The organism is Pengzhenrongella frigida (assembly GCF_004168625.1).
GTDB classification, from domain to species: domain Bacteria; phylum Actinomycetota; class Actinomycetes; order Actinomycetales; family Cellulomonadaceae; genus Pengzhenrongella; species Pengzhenrongella frigida.
Window position 1 is genome coordinate 22,414 of the sequence record NZ_SDWW01000010.1, and the last position, 18,835, is coordinate 41,248.

Annotated in this window: 17 protein-coding genes and 1 pseudogene; 10 read left to right on the plus strand and 8 right to left on the minus strand. The window is 68.6% G+C overall.

Going from position 1 to position 18,835, the window contains the following annotated elements; all coding sequences use genetic code 11:
* Positions 1–42: 42 nt before the first annotated feature.
* Positions 43–438 (plus strand): annotated as a pseudogene (locus tag EUA98_RS05790) (ATP-binding protein); the annotation flags it as partial.
* 792 nt (positions 439–1,230) lie between these two features.
* On the opposite strand, the gene EUA98_RS05795 reads toward EUA98_RS05790, so the two are convergent.
* The 3 genes from EUA98_RS05795 to EUA98_RS05805 all read right to left on the minus strand — a co-directional run bounded on the left by EUA98_RS05795 (position 1,231) and on the right by EUA98_RS05805 (position 4,771).
* Positions 1,231–1,797, minus strand: a complete 567-nt coding sequence (locus tag EUA98_RS05795) for a dihydrofolate reductase family protein (protein WP_130101734.1) — start codon at positions 1,795–1,797, stop codon at positions 1,231–1,233.
* 127 nt (positions 1,798–1,924) lie between these two features.
* On the minus strand, positions 1,925–2,347 hold the full coding sequence (locus EUA98_RS05800) for a hypothetical protein (protein WP_130101735.1): 423 nt from the start codon (positions 2,345–2,347) through the stop codon (positions 1,925–1,927).
* Positions 2,348–2,839: 492 nt separating this feature from the next.
* Positions 2,840–4,771 carry an EAL domain-containing protein gene (locus EUA98_RS05805; RefSeq protein WP_165372726.1) on the minus strand — a complete coding sequence of 644 codons (1,932 nt, stop codon included), beginning with the start codon at positions 4,769–4,771 and terminating at the stop codon, positions 2,840–2,842.
* 616 nt (positions 4,772–5,387) lie between these two features.
* Between EUA98_RS05805 and EUA98_RS05810 the strand changes: the two genes are divergently transcribed.
* The 4 genes from EUA98_RS05810 to EUA98_RS05825 all read left to right on the plus strand — a co-directional run bounded on the left by EUA98_RS05810 (position 5,388) and on the right by EUA98_RS05825 (position 9,448).
* A complete protein-coding gene (locus EUA98_RS05810; RefSeq protein WP_130101737.1) occupies positions 5,388–6,383 on the plus strand; it encodes an NADP-dependent oxidoreductase in 996 nt (331 codons plus the stop codon).
* Between the two features lie 45 nt (positions 6,384–6,428).
* The gene (locus EUA98_RS05815) at positions 6,429–7,292 is read left to right on the plus strand and encodes an alpha/beta fold hydrolase (protein WP_130101738.1); all 864 of its coding nucleotides are present in this window, start codon (positions 6,429–6,431) and stop codon (positions 7,290–7,292) included.
* 113 nt (positions 7,293–7,405) lie between these two features.
* On the plus strand, positions 7,406–8,008 hold the full coding sequence (locus EUA98_RS05820; protein WP_130101739.1) for a TetR/AcrR family transcriptional regulator: 603 nt from the start codon (positions 7,406–7,408) through the stop codon (positions 8,006–8,008).
* Between the two features lie 72 nt (positions 8,009–8,080).
* The gene (locus tag EUA98_RS05825; RefSeq protein WP_130101740.1) at positions 8,081–9,448 is read left to right on the plus strand and encodes a pyridine nucleotide-disulfide oxidoreductase; all 1,368 of its coding nucleotides are present in this window, start codon (positions 8,081–8,083) and stop codon (positions 9,446–9,448) included.
* Positions 9,449–9,606: 158 nt separating this feature from the next.
* Here EUA98_RS05825 and EUA98_RS05830 read toward each other — a convergent pair whose 3' ends face one another.
* Positions 9,607–10,125, minus strand: a complete 519-nt coding sequence (locus tag EUA98_RS05830; RefSeq protein WP_130101741.1) for a pyridoxamine 5'-phosphate oxidase family protein — start codon at positions 10,123–10,125, stop codon at positions 9,607–9,609.
* A 79-nt stretch (positions 10,126–10,204) separates the two neighbouring features.
* Entirely contained in the window at positions 10,205–11,413 is a 1,209-nt protein-coding gene (locus EUA98_RS05835; RefSeq protein ID WP_130101742.1) for a GGDEF domain-containing protein, read from the minus strand.
* Positions 11,414–11,717: 304 nt separating this feature from the next.
* On the opposite strand from EUA98_RS05835, the gene EUA98_RS05840 reads away from it, so the two are divergent.
* Positions 11,718–12,503 (plus strand): alpha/beta fold hydrolase, encoded by a 786-nt coding sequence (locus EUA98_RS05840; RefSeq protein ID WP_130101743.1) that lies wholly within the window; start codon positions 11,718–11,720, stop codon positions 12,501–12,503.
* Here EUA98_RS05840 and EUA98_RS05845 read toward each other — a convergent pair.
* Complete coding sequence (locus tag EUA98_RS05845; protein WP_130101744.1) at positions 12,493–13,194, minus strand: maleylpyruvate isomerase family mycothiol-dependent enzyme; 702 nt, start codon at positions 13,192–13,194, stop codon at positions 12,493–12,495. The genes EUA98_RS05840 and EUA98_RS05845 overlap by 11 nt on opposite strands.
* A 74-nt stretch (positions 13,195–13,268) precedes the next feature.
* Here EUA98_RS05845 and EUA98_RS05850 point away from each other — a divergent pair, with 74 nt between their 5' ends.
* Entirely contained in the window at positions 13,269–13,724 is a 456-nt protein-coding gene (locus EUA98_RS05850) for a hypothetical protein (RefSeq protein WP_130101745.1), read from the plus strand.
* 6 nt (positions 13,725–13,730) lie between these two features.
* Here EUA98_RS05850 and EUA98_RS20220 read toward each other — a convergent pair whose 3' ends face one another.
* The gene (locus tag EUA98_RS20220) at positions 13,731–15,116 is read right to left on the minus strand and encodes a GntP family permease (protein ID WP_130101746.1); all 1,386 of its coding nucleotides are present in this window, start codon (positions 15,114–15,116) and stop codon (positions 13,731–13,733) included.
* 627 nt (positions 15,117–15,743) lie between these two features.
* A complete protein-coding gene (locus tag EUA98_RS05860; RefSeq protein WP_130101781.1) occupies positions 15,744–16,229 on the minus strand; it encodes a superinfection immunity protein in 486 nt (161 codons plus the stop codon).
* A gap of 148 nt (positions 16,230–16,377) precedes the next feature.
* Between EUA98_RS05860 and EUA98_RS05865 the strand changes: the two genes are divergently transcribed.
* From EUA98_RS05865 to EUA98_RS05875, 3 genes are all read left to right on the plus strand, one after another.
* The gene (locus tag EUA98_RS05865) at positions 16,378–17,295 is read left to right on the plus strand and encodes an HNH endonuclease (protein WP_242511302.1); all 918 of its coding nucleotides are present in this window, start codon (positions 16,378–16,380) and stop codon (positions 17,293–17,295) included.
* A gap of 213 nt (positions 17,296–17,508) precedes the next feature.
* A complete protein-coding gene (locus EUA98_RS05870; protein ID WP_130101747.1) occupies positions 17,509–17,934 on the plus strand; it encodes an ester cyclase in 426 nt (141 codons plus the stop codon).
* Between the two features lie 201 nt (positions 17,935–18,135).
* Positions 18,136–18,702: a hypothetical protein gene (locus EUA98_RS05875; RefSeq protein WP_130101748.1), complete on the plus strand. Its 567-nt coding sequence runs from the start codon at positions 18,136–18,138 to the stop codon at positions 18,700–18,702.
* Positions 18,703–18,835: the final 133 nt, after the last annotated feature.

Below are 18,835 nucleotides of genomic sequence, written 5' to 3' on the forward strand. Positions count from 1 at the left end.
CCGGGCGAGGAAGCGGTGATGACTCCCGTCGAACCCGCATAACACGTCACGACCGCGGCGGACCTCGCTGCCCGCTGCCACCGCGCCGCCATCGAGGGCCACTGGGCCACGACCATGCGCTTCTACGCCGGCCCCACCTTGCTCGCAATCGACGAGCTGGGATATCTGGCCCTGCCGGCCGAGGCCGCCGCGGCGATCCTCCAGGTCGCCTCCCAGCGCTACCTCAAGACCTCGATCGTCCTGACCAGCAACCGGGGCGTCGGGTCGTGGGGAGAGATCCTCGGCGACACCACCGTCGCCGCCGCCATGCTCGACCGTTTGTTCCACCGGTCGGTCGTGCTGAACCTCGACGGCGACTCCTACCGGCTCCGCGCCCACCACGCCGCCAACGACACCCTGCGCAGAACCACCACCGGGACCCGCCAACCCCTAACCTGACACCGTCACCAGGTGGGGAATTTCGATGAGCACCCCTGGGGAATTTCGGTGAGCGCCATCAGAGCGGGAGTGCGTCCGAACAACGAGACGGCGGCCACCCAAAGAGGTGCAGCGGCGCTCCATTACGCTCCATTACGAAGTGCATCTGGATGTCATCTACTGTCCCCACCTGTCGTTCGCCAACGCTCTCGCCTGCAACGATGCAGCTCAGCCCCTGTCCAGAAACCCCTCATCGTCAGCTTCCCAAGCTGATAGCGCGGGTTCGATTCCCGTCACCCGCTCCAGACTGAAACTGCAGGTCAGAGCCCCCATTGACCTCGATCGGCCCCCAGCGGTAGCTCAACCCTGGGCATTCCCGTCCAAGTCACGGCCTCCCACCGGTGACCGCCTCATGGGGCGCGCGGATGTCAGCGGTCCTTGTCTGCGTGCTAGTCGCTCACCGGTGCGGACACTCCCTTCCGTCGCAGTCGCTCAAGCCAGTTGGCCACCGACGAAATCCTCGAGATATCACGAACAGTCAGCCAGGCTGCGATAGCCCCGGCAGCCACACTTCTCAGGCCGTACCCCACCACGTCCAGGGACTTGACCGGCTTGAAGAACTTCCCTGCTGGCCAGGCATGACGACCTGATCACGCACGCTCGTGCCGTGCTCTGCTCAGGACGCGTAGCTGTCGAGCAGTGCTGTGTCGTCGACGACCTGTGTGGCATTTTGCGGCGTTGGCGCCCACGACGGTCGCACCGCGGCGAACCAATCGCAGCCGTCCCCGACGAGCGCGATAGCCGCGTTGGGCGTCAGGAGGCGCTTCGTACCGCGTGGCGCACGTAGATCACACCGTTGTCGAACCGTCGATGGTCTACCAGCTCGAGGTCGAGTCGTAGGCGCCGAGGTAGCGCCGGCTTGCCGCCGCCCACGATCACGGGGCACAGGAGCAGCACGCACTCGTCGACAAGCCCGTGCCGGAACGCCTCCGCCCCGATGGTCGCGCCGCCGATGCTCAAGTCCGTGCTTGACATCTCCTTGAGCTGCCGTACCGCCTCCGGGTCGAAATGCCGCTCAATTCTTGTCCGCGCCGTCGACACCGCCTCGAGCGTCGTGGAGTAGACGACTTTGTCAGCATCGCGCCAGATCCCCGCGTACTCGCGGACGACGGCCGGTTCGGTCGCCAACCAGTCGTCGCTCTCCCAGACGCGCATCGTCTCGTACATGCGGCGGCCGTAGAGCGAGGTGCCGATGTGCCGCTCGTGCTCGTTCCAGAACGCGTGCACTTCGTCGTCCGGCACTGACCAGTCGAAGGAGCCGGCCTCGTCCTCGACGTAGCCGTCGAGCGAGGTGTTGGCTGCGTAGATCAGTTTTCCCATGAGTGCCTCCGGCAGGACGGGGACTACAGCGTGCAGCGTCACGGAGGCACCGGCAAGAGCAGCGACGACATTCCATTCGGAAGAGGCATCAGTTGCCGCGAGTCCTAGGCGCACATGTCGACGGCGGCTAGGACGTGCCTGGCAATGGGGTCGCAGCGCTTGCGGCGCGTCGAGCGCGCACATTTGCCAGGACCGCGAGCGCCAATGCGCACCCTAGGACGACAGCTACGGCGGTGGCCCCCAGGGTCAATGCCCCTTGAATCAGGGCTGTCTGGCACTCGGGAGCTCGGACTTCTCCGGTGCCGCCCGCGAATGCGGTGGCGGGCTCGCCGATGCACTGGGCGGGACCCCCGGCAAGCTCCACCGTGACCGGCGCCATCGTCGCCATCCAGCATGCGAACACACCCACCACCGCGGTGCCGGCAAACACAAACCTGATCGCTTCGGGTGTTCGTCCACGATCGATGCTGCCGACGCGGAACGCGGCAACAATCAGCATCACGAACCACAACGCGTACGCGATCGCGGACGCCTTCGCCGGACCGCTCATGGCCGCAAAACTCTTCCTGCTCGGGGCCGGTTCCCACCGCAGCCCGAACCTGCGCTTCGGAGGCGGGCACACCGCTCCGGCCACTCAGTCAGCATTCTGCGACCCTATGCGCGTGTGCCCAGTGCATTCGGCGCTTCCGGCCGTTTCGCCAAGCGAGCAGCGGCGGCGGGCTGCCGCCTACTGGCCGCGTTGGACTTGAACGCCCCTGGTCCGGCCGGACCCACCGATCGCCAGCCGCAGTCCGGCGATCAGAGGCGCCAAGCCCGCCCAGCCTGCCTATGGCGCCCAGGTCCGGGTCGCGTGTCGGCCTCAACGCACGCGCAGATCCTCCGCCCTGGCTGCAACAATGATCGACCGCCTCGTCCACCACGCCGGACTCATGGCCGCGCTGCCTGCTGACCTGCACAAAGAGGTCACAGACGACGATCAGCGAACCCCGCGCAGACGAGCCTGCCGAGGGGGTCATCACTTGTGCGAATCTGACTCTGCCGGCTAGTCGATCGGTGCCAGGCGCTCGGGTCTGCCCACGAGCCAGCCCTGTACGAGGGTGATCCCCAGCTCGCCGAGAGCGTCAGCTTCGGCCTGACGTTCGACGCCCTCAGCGATCACCTCGGACCCCAGCTCCAGGGCGAGGGCCGCCAGGCCGCCCACGACCACGCGCCGCGCTCTGTCGAGCTCCAGCCCCGCCACCAAGGTGCGGTCGAGCTTGACGAAGGCCGGCTCGAGACGCAGGACGTGGCTCAGTGACGAGTAGCCGGCTCCAGTGTCGTCGACCGCGAGGCGCACGTGCGGCAGGCGTGCGCTCACCGCCAGCAGTGCCGCGTAGTCGTCGACCTGCTCGTTCTCGGTGATCTCCACGACAATCGGCCGCTGGACTGCGGCGAGCATCTCCTGCGTGCTCGGCGTGAGAAACGTTCCGCACGAGAGGTTCACTGCGAGCGACGCCCCCGCAGGCACGCGGGCGACCGCGGATAGCGCCAACCGGAGCGCAAGCTGTTCGAGCTCGACGAGCAGCCCGACCCGCGCGGCCTCGGCGAAGCGGTCCGACGGACTCGTACCGTCCGCGAACCTGCTGAGCGCCTCGACCAGGACGACCCGTCCGGTGGAGAGATCGATGACCGGTTGTCCCACGATGTGCAGGGCGCTGCTTTGGATCACTTCGAGCAGGGGCGCGCGATCGGTCCAGGTCTTCCGAGCTCCGCCCACGATCGGGCGGAGGAGGGTGCTGAGCTGAGGGACGAGGTCGAGCAGGTCCTCGCTCCCGGCCGACTCAAGATCCTCCCCGACCCTGATCTCAAGCGCGGCGCGGGCTCCCGCCCCGAGCGTGAGCGGAAGCAGGAGGGTCGGCCCGAAGGGTCCCTCGTCGATCACCATCGTTCGTTCGTCCCCAAGCCACAGACGGTGCCGGGGAGGTGCGGCCGGATCGTCCGATCCCAACGCCGCTGTCACCCCGGTCTCGACCTCGACGGTGAGACCGACGCGGTGGTTGTGCACGCCGGGGATCTCGGCGAGCGCGCTGCCGAGTCGGTCGAGGAGTCCGTCCAGGTTTCCCTGGCTGTCCATGGAGGCAATCCGCCGAGCGAGCGTCGCCAAGTGCCGGGCCCGCTCTTCGTTGCGGCGAAGATTGCGACGGTTCTCCTCGAGCTCCGTGCGCTGCCGATCGAGGCTCTCGAGTAGATCGTCTCGGGAGGCTGAGATCAGGGTGTGCAGATGGAGCTCTGTCGCCTCGAAGCGGAGCAGAGTCGGCCGGTAGGCCGCGACGAACACCGCGAGCGGAACGGAGAACGCGACGGCCAGCAGGAACTTCGCCTCGACGCTTGCCGTGATGAAGGCGCCGAGCCCGTCCGGCGGCAGCAGGACGAGTGCGGGGAAGAGCACTCCGTCCAGGGTGACGATCCCGATGTAGGCGAGCAGGTAGACGGGCGCCATCGCGGCGCTCGGAAGCCGCCTCTTCGCCACCTCCAGGAGGCCGAGAAGGAGCAGCAGCTCCGCGACAATCAGGATTCCGCCCGACACGACGATCCGTAGCGACTGGTCGAAGATGCTTGAAGGCACGCCCAACGGGTCCGGGATCCCTGAGGAGGTCAGTGCCGTTTGACTGACCCGGAACATCAGGTACACGAGGGTGTCGACGCTGACCGTGAGCACGATGATGTTTCGCACGACCTGGAGGTCGCGGCCGACTATGACGGTGACCATGGTGGAGAACATGAATGCGCCGTACGCGACCTGGCCAGCAAGGAGCGCGACGTCACCCGAGAGCGGAAGCACGTAGACCGCACCGAGCAGCCCTCCGAGGGTCAGAACACTGGCGATGTGGCCGTAGAGGAGGACGAACTGGAATCGGGTGCGGCGCGCGGCGACGAGAAGCGGAATCCCGGCATAGAGCGCCACACTGATCAGGAAGAGAGCAAGTCCCGACATCATCAACCTTGGGTTTCGGCGGGTGTTCTGCAGGCGGCGCGTGCCGAGTCTGGCACGAAATCGGACCGTCAAAAGTCCCCACCCTTGCGATTGTTCTAGGCGCTGATGGGGTTTGCTGGGCGCACCTGCCGCATCGGCCTCGTTCCAGGCAAACTCCACTGCCGCGCCGTCGTGCCAATGACTGCAGCCGCGCCCGCGAGGGCCGTGTCACGGATCCCTGTGGTCATCGTCCCAAGCTGATAGCGCGGGTTCGATTCCCGTCACCCGCTCCACGTTTTCGCCAGGTCACCGGCCTGCAGCGAGGACATCGTGAACGAGACGGACTCGCCCGGATCAATCTCCGGCAACGCGATGTCGAACAAGGCCCCGTGATCGGCAGGACCGAGGTCGGTGAACAGCCCCCGCCCGCGGTGACCCCCGAGGTCCCGGCCCGGATGTCGAACGAGCTCGCTGATGGCTGGCCGAACCACCGCCGGGCGACAGGGCGTCGGCGAACTGCTCCGAGCGGGCCGCTCTTGACAAGGTTCCTGAGGCCGCTCATGATTGAGCGTGCTCGGCGTTAGGGAGCGGGGCGCATCAGAACAAGCCATCGGAACAACGCCAGAAGGAAGTCACCATGCGAGCGTTTGTTATCAGCAAGTACAAGGGGCCGCTGCACGAAGCGGACGTCCCCGAGCCGGTGGTCGGGGAGCGCGACGTGCTCGTTCAGGTGCAGGCGGCGGGGCTCAACGTGCTCGACGAGAAGATCCGGTCGGGGGCGTTCAAGTCGTTCCTGCGGTACGAGCTGCCGCAGGTCATGGGCAATGACGTCGCCGGGACGGTGATCGGCGTCGGCGCCGAGGTGCGCCGATTCACGCTCGGCGACCAGGTGTATGCGCGGCCCGACAAGGACCGGATCGGAACCTTCGCGGAGCGCATCGCGGTGGCCGAGGCGGACCTCGCGCTCAAGCCGGCGACGGTCACCCTGGAGGAGGCGGGCTCCCTGCCGCTGGTGGCCCTGACTGCGTGGCAGGCGCTGGTCGAGAAGGGCAAGGTGCAGGCCGGGCAGCGGGTCCTCATCCACGGCGGCGCGGGCGGAGTCGGCACGATCGCGATCCAGCTCGCCAAGCACCTCGGCGCGACCGTCGCCACGACGGTCAGCGCCGGCAACGTCGACTTCGTCCGGAAGCTCGGCGCCGACATCGTCATCGACTACCGAAATCAGGACTTCGAGCAGCTTCTGGACGGGTACGACCTGGTGCTGGACAGCCTCGGCGGCCAGAACCTGGCCAAGTCTCTGCGCGTGCTGCGCCCCGGCGGCAAGGCGATCGGCATCGCCGGGCCGCCTGACCCGACGTTCGCCAAAGAGGCCGGGATGAACCCGGTTCTGCGTCTCGCGATCGCAGCACTCAGCCGCAAGGTCCGCCAGCAGGCGAAGAAGCTCGGCGTGACGTACGAGTTCCTCTTTGTGCGCGCCAGCGGCGACCAGCTCCGACAGATCAGTGCCCTCGTCGACAGCGGCGTGCTGCGCCCGGTCGTCGGACGGATCTTCGACTTCGACCAGACCGTACCGGCCGTGCAGTCGCTGGAAAAGGGCGGCATCCGCGGCAAGGCCGTCATCACCCGGGCCTGACAGGCCTCTCGCACCATTCGCAGAACCAGAAAGCAGCAGAACGCCATGAGCGACAACGACACCTCGAACGAGCCCATCACGTCATACGCGCTGGCCCCGGCCCGCACTGTCACCGCCGGCGGGGTCACCTTCGCCTACCGGGAGCTGGGACCGAAGGGCGGTATCCCCGTGGTGTTCTTCGTGCACCTCGCCGCGACCTTGGACAACTGGGACCCCCGGATCGTGGACCCCATCGCGAGGCATCGTCACGTCATCACCTTCGACAACCGCGGCGTCGGTGCCTCCACCGGCCACGTTCCCGACAGCATCGAGGCCATGGCCGACGACGCCTACACGTTCATCAGGGCCCTCAGCTTCGACACGATCGACATCTTCGCCTTCTCCCTGGGCGGCATGGTCGCCCAGGACCTCGTGGTCAAGCACCCCGAACTCGTCCGCAAGCTCGTCCTGACCGGCACCGGACCGAGGGGCGGCAAGGACATCGACAAGGTCGCCGGCGCCACCTACTACGACATCCTTCGCGCGACGTTGACCCGGTCCGACCCCAAGGAGTTCCTCTTCTTCAACCGCAACGCCACCGGCAAGCCCGCTGCTCGCGCATTTGTGCAGCGCCTGCAGGAACGCACCGTCGACCGCGACGCGGACATCTCGGTGAAGGCCTTCCAGACGCAGCTGAAGGCGATCAAGAAGTACGGTCGCTCGGCCCCGGCCGACCTGTCGAAGCTCACCCAGCCCACACTCATCGCGAACGGCGACAACGACCGGATGGTGCCCTCGGTGCTCTCCGAGGACCTGCACCGCCGCATCAAGGGCTCAGAGCTCGTCATCTACCCCGATTCCGGGCACGGCGGCATCTTCCAGTTCCACCAGAAGTTCGCCCCCATCGCGGTCGAGTTCCTCGCCCGCTGACCGCTCCGACCGACCGAACGAACCCAGACTCCGCGACACCAAGGACGTCTGGCCGCCGTGGAACACTGAGCGTCGGCAGATTCGAGCCCACTCAGCAACGAAGGACGGCAGCCATGCCACTCGTCTCCCAGCCGGTCGGACGGCGCGAACGGAACAAGCAGGAGAAGCTCGACCGGATCACCGCTGCCGCCAGGGAGCTCTTCGCCGAGCGCGGCGTCGACGAGGTCACGACTCAGGAGATCGCCGACAAGGCCGATATCGGTGCGGGCACGCTGTTCCTCTACGCCAAGACCAAGGGCGAGCTGCTTCTGCTCGTGCAGAACTCGACCTACGCGGATGCGCTCGTCAAGGGCAGGTCGGCGGCCGCGGCCGCCACCGATGTGCTCGACGCTGTGATGGCGATCGTCCGCCCGGTCGTGGAGTGCAACCGCAAGCAGATCGACAACGGGCGGACCTACCTGCGCGAGATGGTCTTCGGTGACCCCTCCGAGCCCCACCACCGTGACGCCCTCGACCTGAGCGTGCAGACCGAGGAGGCGATCGCCGCCGTCCTGCTGCGCGACGAGCGCACCACCGCGCAGGACGCCGCGGCACGAGCGCACATCGTCTCCGCCATCATGTTCATCAGCATGGCCGCGACCATCAACGCCGCGAACCCGGTCGACGACGTCGTCCAGGAGATCCGGGACCAGGTGCGCGTCCTCCTGCCCGAATGACGCCACGACCGAGGCGCCGCTAGCCTCCCGGATTCCGTGGACGCGACGCCGCGGCAGTGGCACCGTGGAATCGTGACGCGCGCCATCGAAGCCGACTACCTCGTGGTCGGAGCCGGTGCCATGGGCATGGCCTTCACGGACGCCGTGGTCGACCACGCCGACGTGCGCGTGGCCCTGGTCGACCGTCGTCACAGCACCAGCGGACACTGGCTCGAGGCGTACCCCTTCGTCCGCCTGCACCAGGCCTCGGCCTTCTACGGCGTCGCGTCGGCCCTGCTCGGCGACGGTCAGCTGCAGCAGCATGGACCGGAGAAGGGTCTGCAGGAGCGGGCCTCCCAGTCGGAGATCTGTGCCTACTACGCCCGGATGCTCGACCGGATGGTGGAGTCGGGCAAGGTCGAGTTCTTTCCCAATTGCGAGTACGTCGGTGACCGCGCCTTCGTCTCGCTCATCTCGGGCGAGCGGTTCGAGGTGCGGGGGGCGTGCCGGATCGTCGATGCCCGCTACCTGGCGCCCAGCGTCCCGGCGGAGAAGCCGCCACCGTTCGACGTCGCCGAGGGCGCTCGGGTGCTGCCGGTCAACGAGCTCGCACGACTGGCGGAGGCGCCGAGCCAGTACGTCGTCGTCGGCTCGGGCAAGACCGCGACCGACGCCTGCATCTGGCTGCTCTCGCGTGACGTGGACCCCGACGCGATCTGCTGGGTGCGGCCCCGTGACCCGTGGATGATGAACCGGGCCGTGGTCCAGCCGGATCCCGCGATCATCCTCGGCATGGCCGCGGACATGATGAGCGCCGCGGAGCACGCGACCTCGATCGACGACCTGTTCCTGCGTCTTGAGGATGCCGGCGTCATGCTGCGCATCGACCGCACGGTGATGCCGACGATGGCCAAGGCGCCCACCCTCGCTGCGTGGGAGCTCGAGCAGCTGCGCACCATCGACAACGTCGTGCGGCGAGGGCACCTCGAGAGCGTCGAGCGGGGCAACCTCACCTTTGCCGGCGGCTCGGTCACGGTCGCCGACGACGCCCTCGTCGTCCACTGCGCGGCGGACGGCTTGAAGTACCCCCCGCTCGTCCCCGTCTGGCGGCCCGAGGCGATCACGCTGCAACCGATCAGAGCGGGCTTCCCCTGCTTCGGCGCGGCCCTGGTCGGGTACGTCGAGGCGACCCGCCAGGACGACGACGAGAAGAACCGGCTGTGCCCGCCCTCGCCGTACGGCAACTCGATGGTGGAGTGGGCCAGGATGATCGTGCTGGGCACCCGGGCCGCAATGTCGTTCTCGACCGAGCCCGACATCAAGGAGTGGTCCGACCAGGTGGCACTCAACCCGGCCCGGATACCGCCCGGACATGCCGGATCGGCTGCACTGGACGAGGCCCGTGAACGCCTGGCGACTCACACGCGTCCAGGTCTGGCCAGGCTCGCCGAACTGATGTGACGCTGGCGGCGAAGGACGTCGCGCTGGCGGAGGTCGACATCAGGCCGGAAGGCGTCGGCACGTCGGCCCGCCTGTACACGCACCTGCTCGGCTTCCACCTGGAGGGCGGTGTCGAGTACACCGAGGTCGTCCCCGGTCATCTGGGAGTTCCCGCGCTGCTATTCGGCGAAGGTGAACCGGGTCGCGTCGGAGGGGAAGCTGAACCACGCGAGCGCCCGCTTGGGGGTGAGCACCCGTAGCCCGCCGCCGTTCTGGTCCGACCAGCTGTCCGGGCCCGGGCGATAGCCGAGCTGGTGGTACTTCGAGTACGCCTGGGCGAGTCGGCCTCCGAGCCCGTCGGGGTCCGCGCGGGTCGGGTGCGACTCGCCCTCGACGATGACGGCCTCGGTGCCGTTCTCGAGGTTCAGCGAGCACGCCGGGTTCACGGCGAGGTTGCGGGCGTGAACGGTTTGCGGGGAGCCGTCGTACCAGAACCGGCCGTCGAGCCAGACGCCCCAGCGCGGCACGACGTGCGGCCGACCGTCGGACCGGACGGTCGCCAGCCAGTACGCGATCGCGGGCACGAGCCGGTTCTCGACGTCGGGCCAGGAGAGCATCCCCTCGGTCGTGGTCGGGAGCCCGTAGCCGGCGGGGAACACCGGGCGGTCCGCAAAGGGAGCGGTCGAAGACTCGGCCATGCCCCCACTGTAAACACGGGGACGTGACGGTGTCAGACGCCCCATGCCCCACCGCGACACAGCAGCGCGAGAACTCGATCTAGCCGCGGCGATCGACTCCCGTGCTGCGCGCGCTCTCCGTCAGGTGCTGGTCACGATGCCCCCGCTGCCGGTACAGCGCGTCGTCGGCCCGGCCGAGGAGGCGGGGCAGAGACTCGCCCGGCTCCAGCTCGGCGAGCCCCGCGGTGAACGACCCTTGCGTCTGTCCGCCGGCAAGCGCGTCCCTCACCTCGGCCAGACGTTCCGTGGCCTCGTCGTGGATCAGTCCAGCAAGGGCGCAGACGAACTCATCACCGCCGTACCGGAAGATCAAGTCATACGGACGCAGATTGTCCTGCAGGCTAGCCGCGACCTCGGCGAGCAACCGGTCGCCGGCCGCGTGCCCGTGCGTGTCGTTGACCGTCTTCAGGCCGTCCACGTCGATGAACGCAATGGTCAACGGCTGCTCGGTGCGCCTGGCTCGGGCGACCTCCCGGGCCAGCTCCATCATCCCGGGACCGCGCAGGTACACGCCGCTCAGCGCATCCACGCTGGCTGCGTCCCGGAGCGCCACAGCCTCCGCCCGGTCAGCGGCCGAGCCCTCCCGGTCCAGCCCCGAGAGCTGCCGGTCATCGGCGGAAGCGGCCCGCTCCACCGCCGACGCATCCCGGTCCAGCCCCGCAGCGGTCCGCCCCTCGGCGGACTTGTCCCGGCTCTCACGGGCGGCGTGCCGCTCGTCCGCCGCTTCAACCCGGTCCTCCTCCGAGTGACGACGGTCCGAGGCGGCGTCGCGCCGTGCGGCGCCCGCGATCCGGCGGGCCTCACCCGCGTCAGCTCCGCCAGCCCCACCGACCCCGCCATCCGCGGAGGTGGCGGCGTCCGCGTCGTCAGCGGCCCGATCGCGCCGTGCCGCCGCCCGATCCCGGCGGTAGGCGTCTTGGTCGCGCTCGTGCGCCACCCGATCGCGACGGTCGGCGCTGCGGTCCTGGAGATTCGCTGACCGGTCACGCCTGGTCGCATCCTGGTCGCGCGCCTCACTGAGCTCATCGCGGCGGTCGCCGCGGAGATCGCTTTCCAGGTTCGCTGCCGCGTCGCCCTCGCGAGCGGCGAGGGTGGCCTGGTCGCGCTCATCGGAGACCCGGTCCCGCACGTCGGCCAGCTCGTCACGCCGATCGGCTACCCGGTCGCGCAGTTCCGCCGCATCGTCACGGTCCTGCGCCGAGACGCCGCGCGGATCCAGGACGAGGTCGTGCGACCCGGAGACGGCCACCTCGCGCGCGTGCGGGGACGGGCCGGGGACGTGCAGGCCAGGATTCATCTCGTTGTCCCCGTGAGCTTCTTCGGTGTCCGCCAGCAGAGTGAAAGCGCCCTTTGTGCGTCGGCACCGTCGGCCATTGCCCAGAGAAGTAGTCGCACGTTACTCGACGAAACGGGCATTGGCGAAACGAGTTCGCGTCAGCGACCGGGCAATCTGGAATCAATGCGGACCGTCGGCAATCCGGCACTCGTTGCGGGCTGCCCGCACCCGCGACGTCGTGTTGTCGCGTGGGCCGTGCGCGGCTAACTTGCGATGGATGGAGATCCGAGTAGGGCCGGTGGCGGTCAACTACATGGAGCACGGGAGCGGTCGACCCGTGCTCGTGCTCCACGGCGCCGGCGTCGACCACCACGAGACTGAAGCGTGCTTCGAACCGATGTTTGACGGCGTCGCGGGACTGAAGCGGATCTATCTTGACCTTCCTGGAATGGGCCGGACAATCGCTCCCGAAACACTGCGCAGCGCCGACGACGTCCTCGACACGCTGCTCAGTTTCGCCAACGAGGTCACTGGCGGGAATGCGCACCTCCTCATCGGCCACTCGGCGGGCGCGTACTACGCGCAGGCGATGGCCGCGAGGCGCGCCACGCAGGTCGCGGGCCTGGCACTCGTCTGCCCGTTGCTGCCGGGCCTGCGCGACGTCCCCGAGCACCGCGTCATCGCCGGATCGGAGGAGATCGGCGACGACGACTTTCGGAGCTACTTCGTGATCCACACCCCGGAGATGCTCGAACGGTACGAACGCTATGTCGCCCCGGCCGCCGCGCTCGTCGACCAGGCAGCGCTCGAGCGGATCGGCGCCCGGTGGGCACTCACCCCCGATCACACGCCGCCGTACGCGGGTCCGACCCTGGTGGTCGCGGGGCGGCTCGACTCGACGGTCGGGTATGCAGCCGCGGCCGACCTCGTCGACCACTACCCGCACGCGTCGGTGGCGGTGGTGGACGACGCCGGCCACGCCCTGCCCCACGAGCAGCCGGACCTCCTGCGCGCCCTCCTTGCCGAGTGGCTGGCCCGCGTCGAGCGCTCGCTCAGGGTGTGAGCGGCTCGGACAGTGCCGCGCGCAGCAGGTCACCGTCTCCGGAGACCGCGACGCCTCGATCGTCCGGCGACACGCGGCCCCACAGGATCAGGGCGAGGACCGACGCGGGCGCGCGCAGCTGCGCGACGGCGGGGCCGTCGGCCACGGCGTCAAGCCGCCAGGTGCGGTCGACGTCGGCTGCGGCGAGCTCGATCGGCGCGGGCAGTTGCGACAGCCTGCCCATCCGCACCTGACGCGGTTGCATCACGGTCACGACCTCGTCGACGGTGTCCGCCCACACCTCGGGGCGCACCTCGAGCCCACGGCCACCAGCGGTTCGCAGGTCCCAGAGGTGCACGAGCGTCTCGTGCAGCTGCCGGCGCCGCCAGAACGATGCCGGGCCCCGGCCGTCCAGCGTCGACCCGACGGTGTCCGGGCCCAGCTCGATCAGCGTGGCCCGGAGCTCGCTGGCGCACTCGCGGTAGAGGTCCTCGAGCTCGAAGGGGCCCCGCCCGAGCGACGTCGCGTCGGTGCCGCGGGCCTGCGCCGCAGCCCAGTGGTGGATCTTCGCAAGGTGCACGACGAGGTCATACACCTGCCAGGTCCCGCACCAGGGCACGGGCGCAGCGGGATCGACCTCGCTGATCGTCGCCAGGAACGCGTCCTGGACCACTATCAACTCGGTCAGATGCTCGAGCTGGCTCGTCGACATGCGCAGATCATTCCGCACCCTGCTCATTTGCCCGGCCTCAACCGGAGCGGGCGCACGCCGCTACCGTGAGCGCCATGATCGAGGCCCGCAAGGCGAGCATCTGGAGGAACCGCTACGACATCGTCGTCGACGGATTGCGGCTCGCTACCTGGGATGCGTCCCTGTGGAAGCTGGGCGGCGAGCTCGAGCTCGACGGACGGCGCTACGAAGTGCGGGCCAACATGTGGGGCAGCACGTACGGGATGGCCGACCAGGACGGCACTCGGATCGCCTCGGCGGACCGCGTGGGCCGCAAGCACTGGCGGGTCGAGGCGGACGGGCGAACCTACGAGTTCCGCCGCGCGTCCATGTGGCGCCAAGAGGAGGAGCTGCTCGCCGACGGGCGGCGCATGGGCTCGGTCAAGCGGACGAGCATGTGGCGTGGCGACGCCGTCGCGGACCTCCCCGGCCTGCCGCTGTCGGTGCAGGTCTTCGTTCTCGCCGTCGTGCTCGCCACCTGGGACGCGGCCTCGGCTGCCGCGAGCACGTGAGCTCAGCTAGAGCAGGAAGCCGTAGACGATCGTCGCGACCACCGTCATGGTCCCGCCGACGAGCGCCTCGTACGGCACGAGCGCCAGGCGCTGTCGGATGGACATCTTCATCGCGTCGGCCGTCACGTGGAAGTAGTTGCCGTGCGGCAAGGAGTCGATCACGGTCGCACCCGTGTGGACCATGACGGCGGCGGCCAGCGGCGCGGTCCCCATCTCGAGGATCGGCGCGCTGAACGAGCTGGTGGCGAGAATGACCCCGGTCGAGGTAGACGCGACCGCGGCCCCCATGAGCACCCCGGAGATCGGCGCCAGGAGCGTTCCCGAGACCCCGCCGGCTTCGATCAGCGAGACGACCTGGTCCGACAGGTCCGAGGCGGAGATCAGTCCCGCGATCCCCCCCGCGCCCAGCAGGATGAGGGCGGTGGAAGTCATCCGGTTCAAGCCCGCGGTGGTGTAGCTGACGACGTGCCGGAACTGGCCCATCGCCGCCAGGCCGACCAGCCCCGCGAGCGGAAGGATGTACAGGGCATCCAGCTGGAGGTTCTGGAGGAGGTCGACACCGGAGATCTGGCCCAGCGGGTTCAGGACCAGCAGGACCACGGCGAGGGCGGGCCCCACGAGGGCCCGGCCGAGAGTCGGCCGGTTCGACGCAGTCGCGGTCGCGGTTGCCGTCGCGGTCTCGGTGGCCGCCAGAGTCGCGGTTGCGGCTCCGGAACCCCCGACGCCACGACCACCACCACCGGCGGCCACATCGAGGATCACGTCGACCGGCTCGACCGGAGAACCCCTGCGCTTCATCGCAGACGCGATGAGAACGGTGGCCGCGAGGCCGAAGAGGGCGGGCACGACTCCGGCAAGCATGACCCTGCTCAGATCGAGGTCGAACCCTTGCGCTGCCGCGATCGTGTTCGGGTTCGGCGAAATGATGTTGCCGGCCTTGGCGCCGCCGGACATCGCGAGCAACAACGCAGGCTTGGAGATTCCCGCTTCTCGGCCGACGTCCAGAGCGATCGGAGCGACGATGAGCACTGCGACCGGAATGAACACGCCCACCGCGGTGATGATCATGGCGGCCAGAGCCAGCGCGAGGATCGCCCTGCCTGCCCCCAGCTTGTTCACGATCGCCTGCGCGATCGTCTCCGCCGCGCCGGTTTCCATCATGGCCCCCGCCAAGACGCCGGCGGCCAGGACCCGGAGCACGGTGCCCATGACGCTCTGCGTCCCTGACACCAGCACGGTGATCGTCTCGGCGGGACTTGCCCCACCGACCAGTGCACCGACGATGGCACCCAGGAAGAGCGAGTAGACGGGGTGGACCTTGCGCAGGATCAGCACGATTGCCAGCGCGAGGCCAAGCACCGCCCCGATCCAATGAACGCCAATTGCTTCCATCGCCCGTCTATCTCCTTCCGGCTTAGCTATTTTTCGACTCAGAAATTCCGGGACAGCGCGGCTTCATCCCAAGCCAAGACGACAGACCTGCCTTGCGCAGATGCGCCCTCGAGATGGCTCGCGTTGATCGCGTGAGAGCCGGCTGACCCGCCGCGAGTGGTTCGGTCGGTCTTGGGTCGACGTCGGAGACCGTCCGGCGGCCACGCGAGAACGGTCAGGACACGATGGGTCCGGGTCGAGTGGCTGACCTCGGCAGCGTTCATCTCGTCGGGAGCGCGACGGTCGGGCCGACGGCACGAAGACCAGCCTGCAGCCGACCGGATCGTACGGGTCCGCGGTCCGAGGTTGCGCAGGAGGCGCTGCGCGAACGACCGAAAGGGACGTGCGGAAGCGTGCCCCGCGCCTTCACGGTCACGAGCCACCGGCAGTACGGGGCGCGGTAGCGCGACCGGACGATCGGTGCAGAGACGGTCCGCGCGGCCAGATCGACAACACCGCCTCAACCGGCGAAGCGTTCCCGCGGGAACGTGGGGCAGCGCGAGACCGTCACGGATGAGCAATTGTCCCCGCGAACGGTCCAATGGACGCGGTTTGCGCTTGTCGCTCGCATTCCGCGCGGCACGAACCTCAGGGCGCGCGATGGCCCGTCCACGCGATGCCATCCCAGTACTGCTGACCCGCTCCCGACGGGGACGGGTACCACCCTGCTGGTGGACCCGCGACCGGGGCCGGGTAGCCCTGTGGTGCTTGGGGGAACTGCTGCGCAACCAGCACGTTGACGACCGGTAGTTGCCCAACAATTGCGTGCGACTGGCACGCCATCACCAGTGCCACGATCCACCCGATCAGGCTCCAGCCGAGAAACAGGTCGACCAGGCCGATCGCCGCTTGGTTGGACCGGCCCCGTGTCGCGGCAATCGCCCACGGAAGCATGTACCCAAGCGTGAGGACTGCGCTTATCCACGCGACTGCGAGGACGGCGCCCGAGGCTGGGCGCTGGTCGGTCAAATACCCGTAGCCCGCTTGTGGCGCCTGCTGGACCGGCCAAGAAAGCGGTGCAGAAATAGCCGCCGGGACGGAGGGGCGCGCGTCGTGCGGGTCGATCTCGCTCATCCCCCGATCCTATGACGGTGCGCGCTCATTCCCACGCGCGATTCATCGAATCGAGATTGCGGACAAAACGGCGCAGGAGGAGTCATCGCAACAGCCGCAGCTCGGCGTCGCCTTGGCATAACCGGCATCACAGAGGAAGCTCAGACCCGTGACTGACAGCGTGGTCGAACAAGAGCTCGCCATTCGACTTGCCGCGCTCGCGTGGCTTGATGGCCAACGGGCCCACGGGGTCGAGTCGTGGACCCAGAAGCAGCTCGCGGAGTTTGAGTTCGCGGGCGTCCGCCTGCCGCTCATGGACGTGCAGCGAGGCATTCGCAAACCCGCCGGAATGGTGGCGGCGCTCTCGATCCGCACGGTATATCGGCGCGAGGGAGCGGCTCGGCCGTACGAGGACGGCATCGGCGTCGACCAGCTGCTTCGCTACAAGTGGCGGGGCGAAGACCCGGGCCACCCCGAGAATCGCGCCCTGCGCGCCGCGATGGAGCGCGGACTTCCGATGATCTGGTTCTACGGAATCGCCGAGGGCGTCTACGCCGCGATCTATCCCGTGTACCTCCTGGCGGAGGAGTCGGCCGACCAGCAGTTCGTCATGGCGCTGGGTGAGGACCAGCGGATGGTCGACGTCGGGCATGAGGCGGACCCGATCCTGCGGGCCTACGTGGAACGCACGACCCGGCAGCGCCTGCACCAACCTGCCTTCCGGGCCGGGGTCATGCGGGCCTACGCCACGCGCTGCGCCGTCTGCTCGTTCCGGCACGGCAATCTCCTGGACGCCGCGCACATCACCGCGGATGCGAATGCGGACGGCGACCCGGTCATGTCGAACGGCCTGGCGCTGTGCAAGATTCACCACGCGGCGTACGACGCGAACATCGTGGGAATCCGTCCGGATCTGATCATCGAGGTCCGGCCGGACGTGCTCGAGGAGGTGGACGGTCCCATGCTGCGGTACGGCATTCAGGCACACCATCACAAACCCCTGATGGTCGTTCCGACGGTGCGCCGCGACCGGCCCAGCCCCGACCGACTGGAACTGCGCTACGGGGAGTTTCTCGCGGCGCACTGACCCACGTCAGGCCCGCTCCGGCGCCACCCCGCGCACGTCCCCCACCACGAACCGCTCCACCGCGTCGTCGGCCCCCACCCACTGTTGCGGCGGGTGGTGAACCCGCGGTAGGTGCCCGCCCGCGTGCCGATCGCATCTCGACGCCACGGGCTCGCGCGGCCCTCCGATGCGGCGCAGGATTTCCTTCCTAGGCAACTCTCGCAAGGAGGAGACATGACCGACCACGGCGCTACGGCGCGAAGCCTCTACGACCAGCTGAACACCGGAGATCTCGATGGGTTCGGCGACCTCCTGGCAGACGACTTTGTCGAGTACGAGGTGACGCCGGGACTTGAACCCACGAAGGCGGGGGTCATGGAGTTCTTCCGGATGCAGCGAGCGGCGTTCCCCGACATGCGCATGGACGTCGAGGACGTCGTGGCCAGCGGGGCCAAGGTCGTGGTGCGAGCGCGGTACACCGGAACCCACCGGGGTGAGTTCATGGGCATGCCGGCGACCGGAAAGAGTGTCGACGTGCAGCTCATCGACATCTTCCGCGTCGGCGACGACGGTCTGGTGCACGAGCACTGGGGCGTGCTGGACGCCCTGGCGATGATGCAGCAGCTGGGTGCTGTGCCGGCGGGGCCTCCCGCCACGTGAGTTCGGGCTCCACCTCGCGCAGGGGTAGGTCGTCCTACGCCCCGGGGTGCGCGTCGACGCGGCAGACTCTGGCCTACCGCGTGCCGCAGCGACAGGAGAGTCATGGACCCGCAGTCGTTGCCCGCACCCCCCGGCCCCGTAGCTGAGCGGGGTCCCGAACCCCCGGCCAGCCGGGCAGGGGGCCGGTGGGCGCGGGCGGCCATGGCGGCGCTGTTCATCAACCTGCGCTGCCTGGCCCTCGTGACGGCCCTGGCCGTCGTGATCCTGATCGTCGCGACCGTGCTGGACAGCAGCGAGATCGCCGCCGCGGCCTATTTCCTCGCGATCGCGTGGGGCGTGCACCTGGCGGCCCTGATCGTCGTCGGCTACCCGCTGGGGGTCCTCACCTCGCGGCTGCTCGCCGCCCAGCCGTCGCGGCTCGCCGCGACGACCACCTTCGCGGTGGTCGGCGGCGTGAGCGCGACGCTCCTGACCGCTCCCCTCGGGGTCGGGGCGCCGCTGATCTGGTTCGCCCACGGAGCCGTCACGGCCGGCGCCGCGCGCGCCTGGGCGCACCGAACCCTCCAATCCGAGAACCCCCCCCCGACTAACGGCCCCCCACAGCCCGTCCCGAACGTCGAGGTAGTCCTTTCGTGCCGAGATCGTCAGTTTCGATGGACTACCTCGACGCAGATAGACGATCTCGGCAATCGTTTTGGAGCCTGGCGGGGCAAACGGGTGAATTCTCCTTTGATGTCTGACTCGGGTACGGAGAATAGCGGCGCATAACGGTTCAAGTCAGGCGGGACCAAGGTCCGGAGAATGCCGGGCCTCACTATGCTGCGAACTCGCCTTCCAGGGCCCGTGCGCACTGCACGATCGGCACCGGGATAGCGGCCGCTCGCCGCCCGCAGGACCGCCA

Coding starts and splice junctions, on each gene's coding strand:
- EUA98_RS05795 (WP_130101734.1), bottom strand. CDS start 1,797: ATGGGAAAACTGATCTACGCAGCCAACACCTCGCTCGACGGCTACGTC.
- EUA98_RS05800 (WP_130101735.1), bottom strand. CDS start 2,347: ATGAGCGGTCCGGCGAAGGCGTCCGCGATCGCGTACGCGTTGTGGTTC.
- EUA98_RS05805 (WP_165372726.1), bottom strand. CDS start 4,771: ATGTCGGGACTTGCTCTCTTCCTGATCAGTGTGGCGCTCTATGCCGGG.
- EUA98_RS05810 (WP_130101737.1), top strand. CDS start 5,388: ATGCGAGCGTTTGTTATCAGCAAGTACAAGGGGCCGCTGCACGAAGCG.
- EUA98_RS05815 (WP_130101738.1), top strand. CDS start 6,429: ATGAGCGACAACGACACCTCGAACGAGCCCATCACGTCATACGCGCTG.
- EUA98_RS05820 (WP_130101739.1), top strand. CDS start 7,406: ATGCCACTCGTCTCCCAGCCGGTCGGACGGCGCGAACGGAACAAGCAG.
- EUA98_RS05830 (WP_130101741.1), bottom strand. CDS start 10,125: ATGGCCGAGTCTTCGACCGCTCCCTTTGCGGACCGCCCGGTGTTCCCC.
- EUA98_RS05840 (WP_130101743.1), top strand. CDS start 11,718: ATGGAGATCCGAGTAGGGCCGGTGGCGGTCAACTACATGGAGCACGGG.
- EUA98_RS05845 (WP_130101744.1), bottom strand. CDS start 13,194: ATGTCGACGAGCCAGCTCGAGCATCTGACCGAGTTGATAGTGGTCCAG.
- EUA98_RS05850 (WP_130101745.1), top strand. CDS start 13,269: ATGATCGAGGCCCGCAAGGCGAGCATCTGGAGGAACCGCTACGACATC.
- EUA98_RS20220 (WP_130101746.1), bottom strand. CDS start 15,116: ATGGAAGCAATTGGCGTTCATTGGATCGGGGCGGTGCTTGGCCTCGCG.
- EUA98_RS05860 (WP_130101781.1), bottom strand. CDS start 16,229: ATGAGCGAGATCGACCCGCACGACGCGCGCCCCTCCGTCCCGGCGGCT.
- EUA98_RS05870 (WP_130101747.1), top strand. CDS start 17,509: ATGACCGACCACGGCGCTACGGCGCGAAGCCTCTACGACCAGCTGAAC.
- EUA98_RS05875 (WP_130101748.1), top strand. CDS start 18,136: ATGGCGGCGCTGTTCATCAACCTGCGCTGCCTGGCCCTCGTGACGGCC.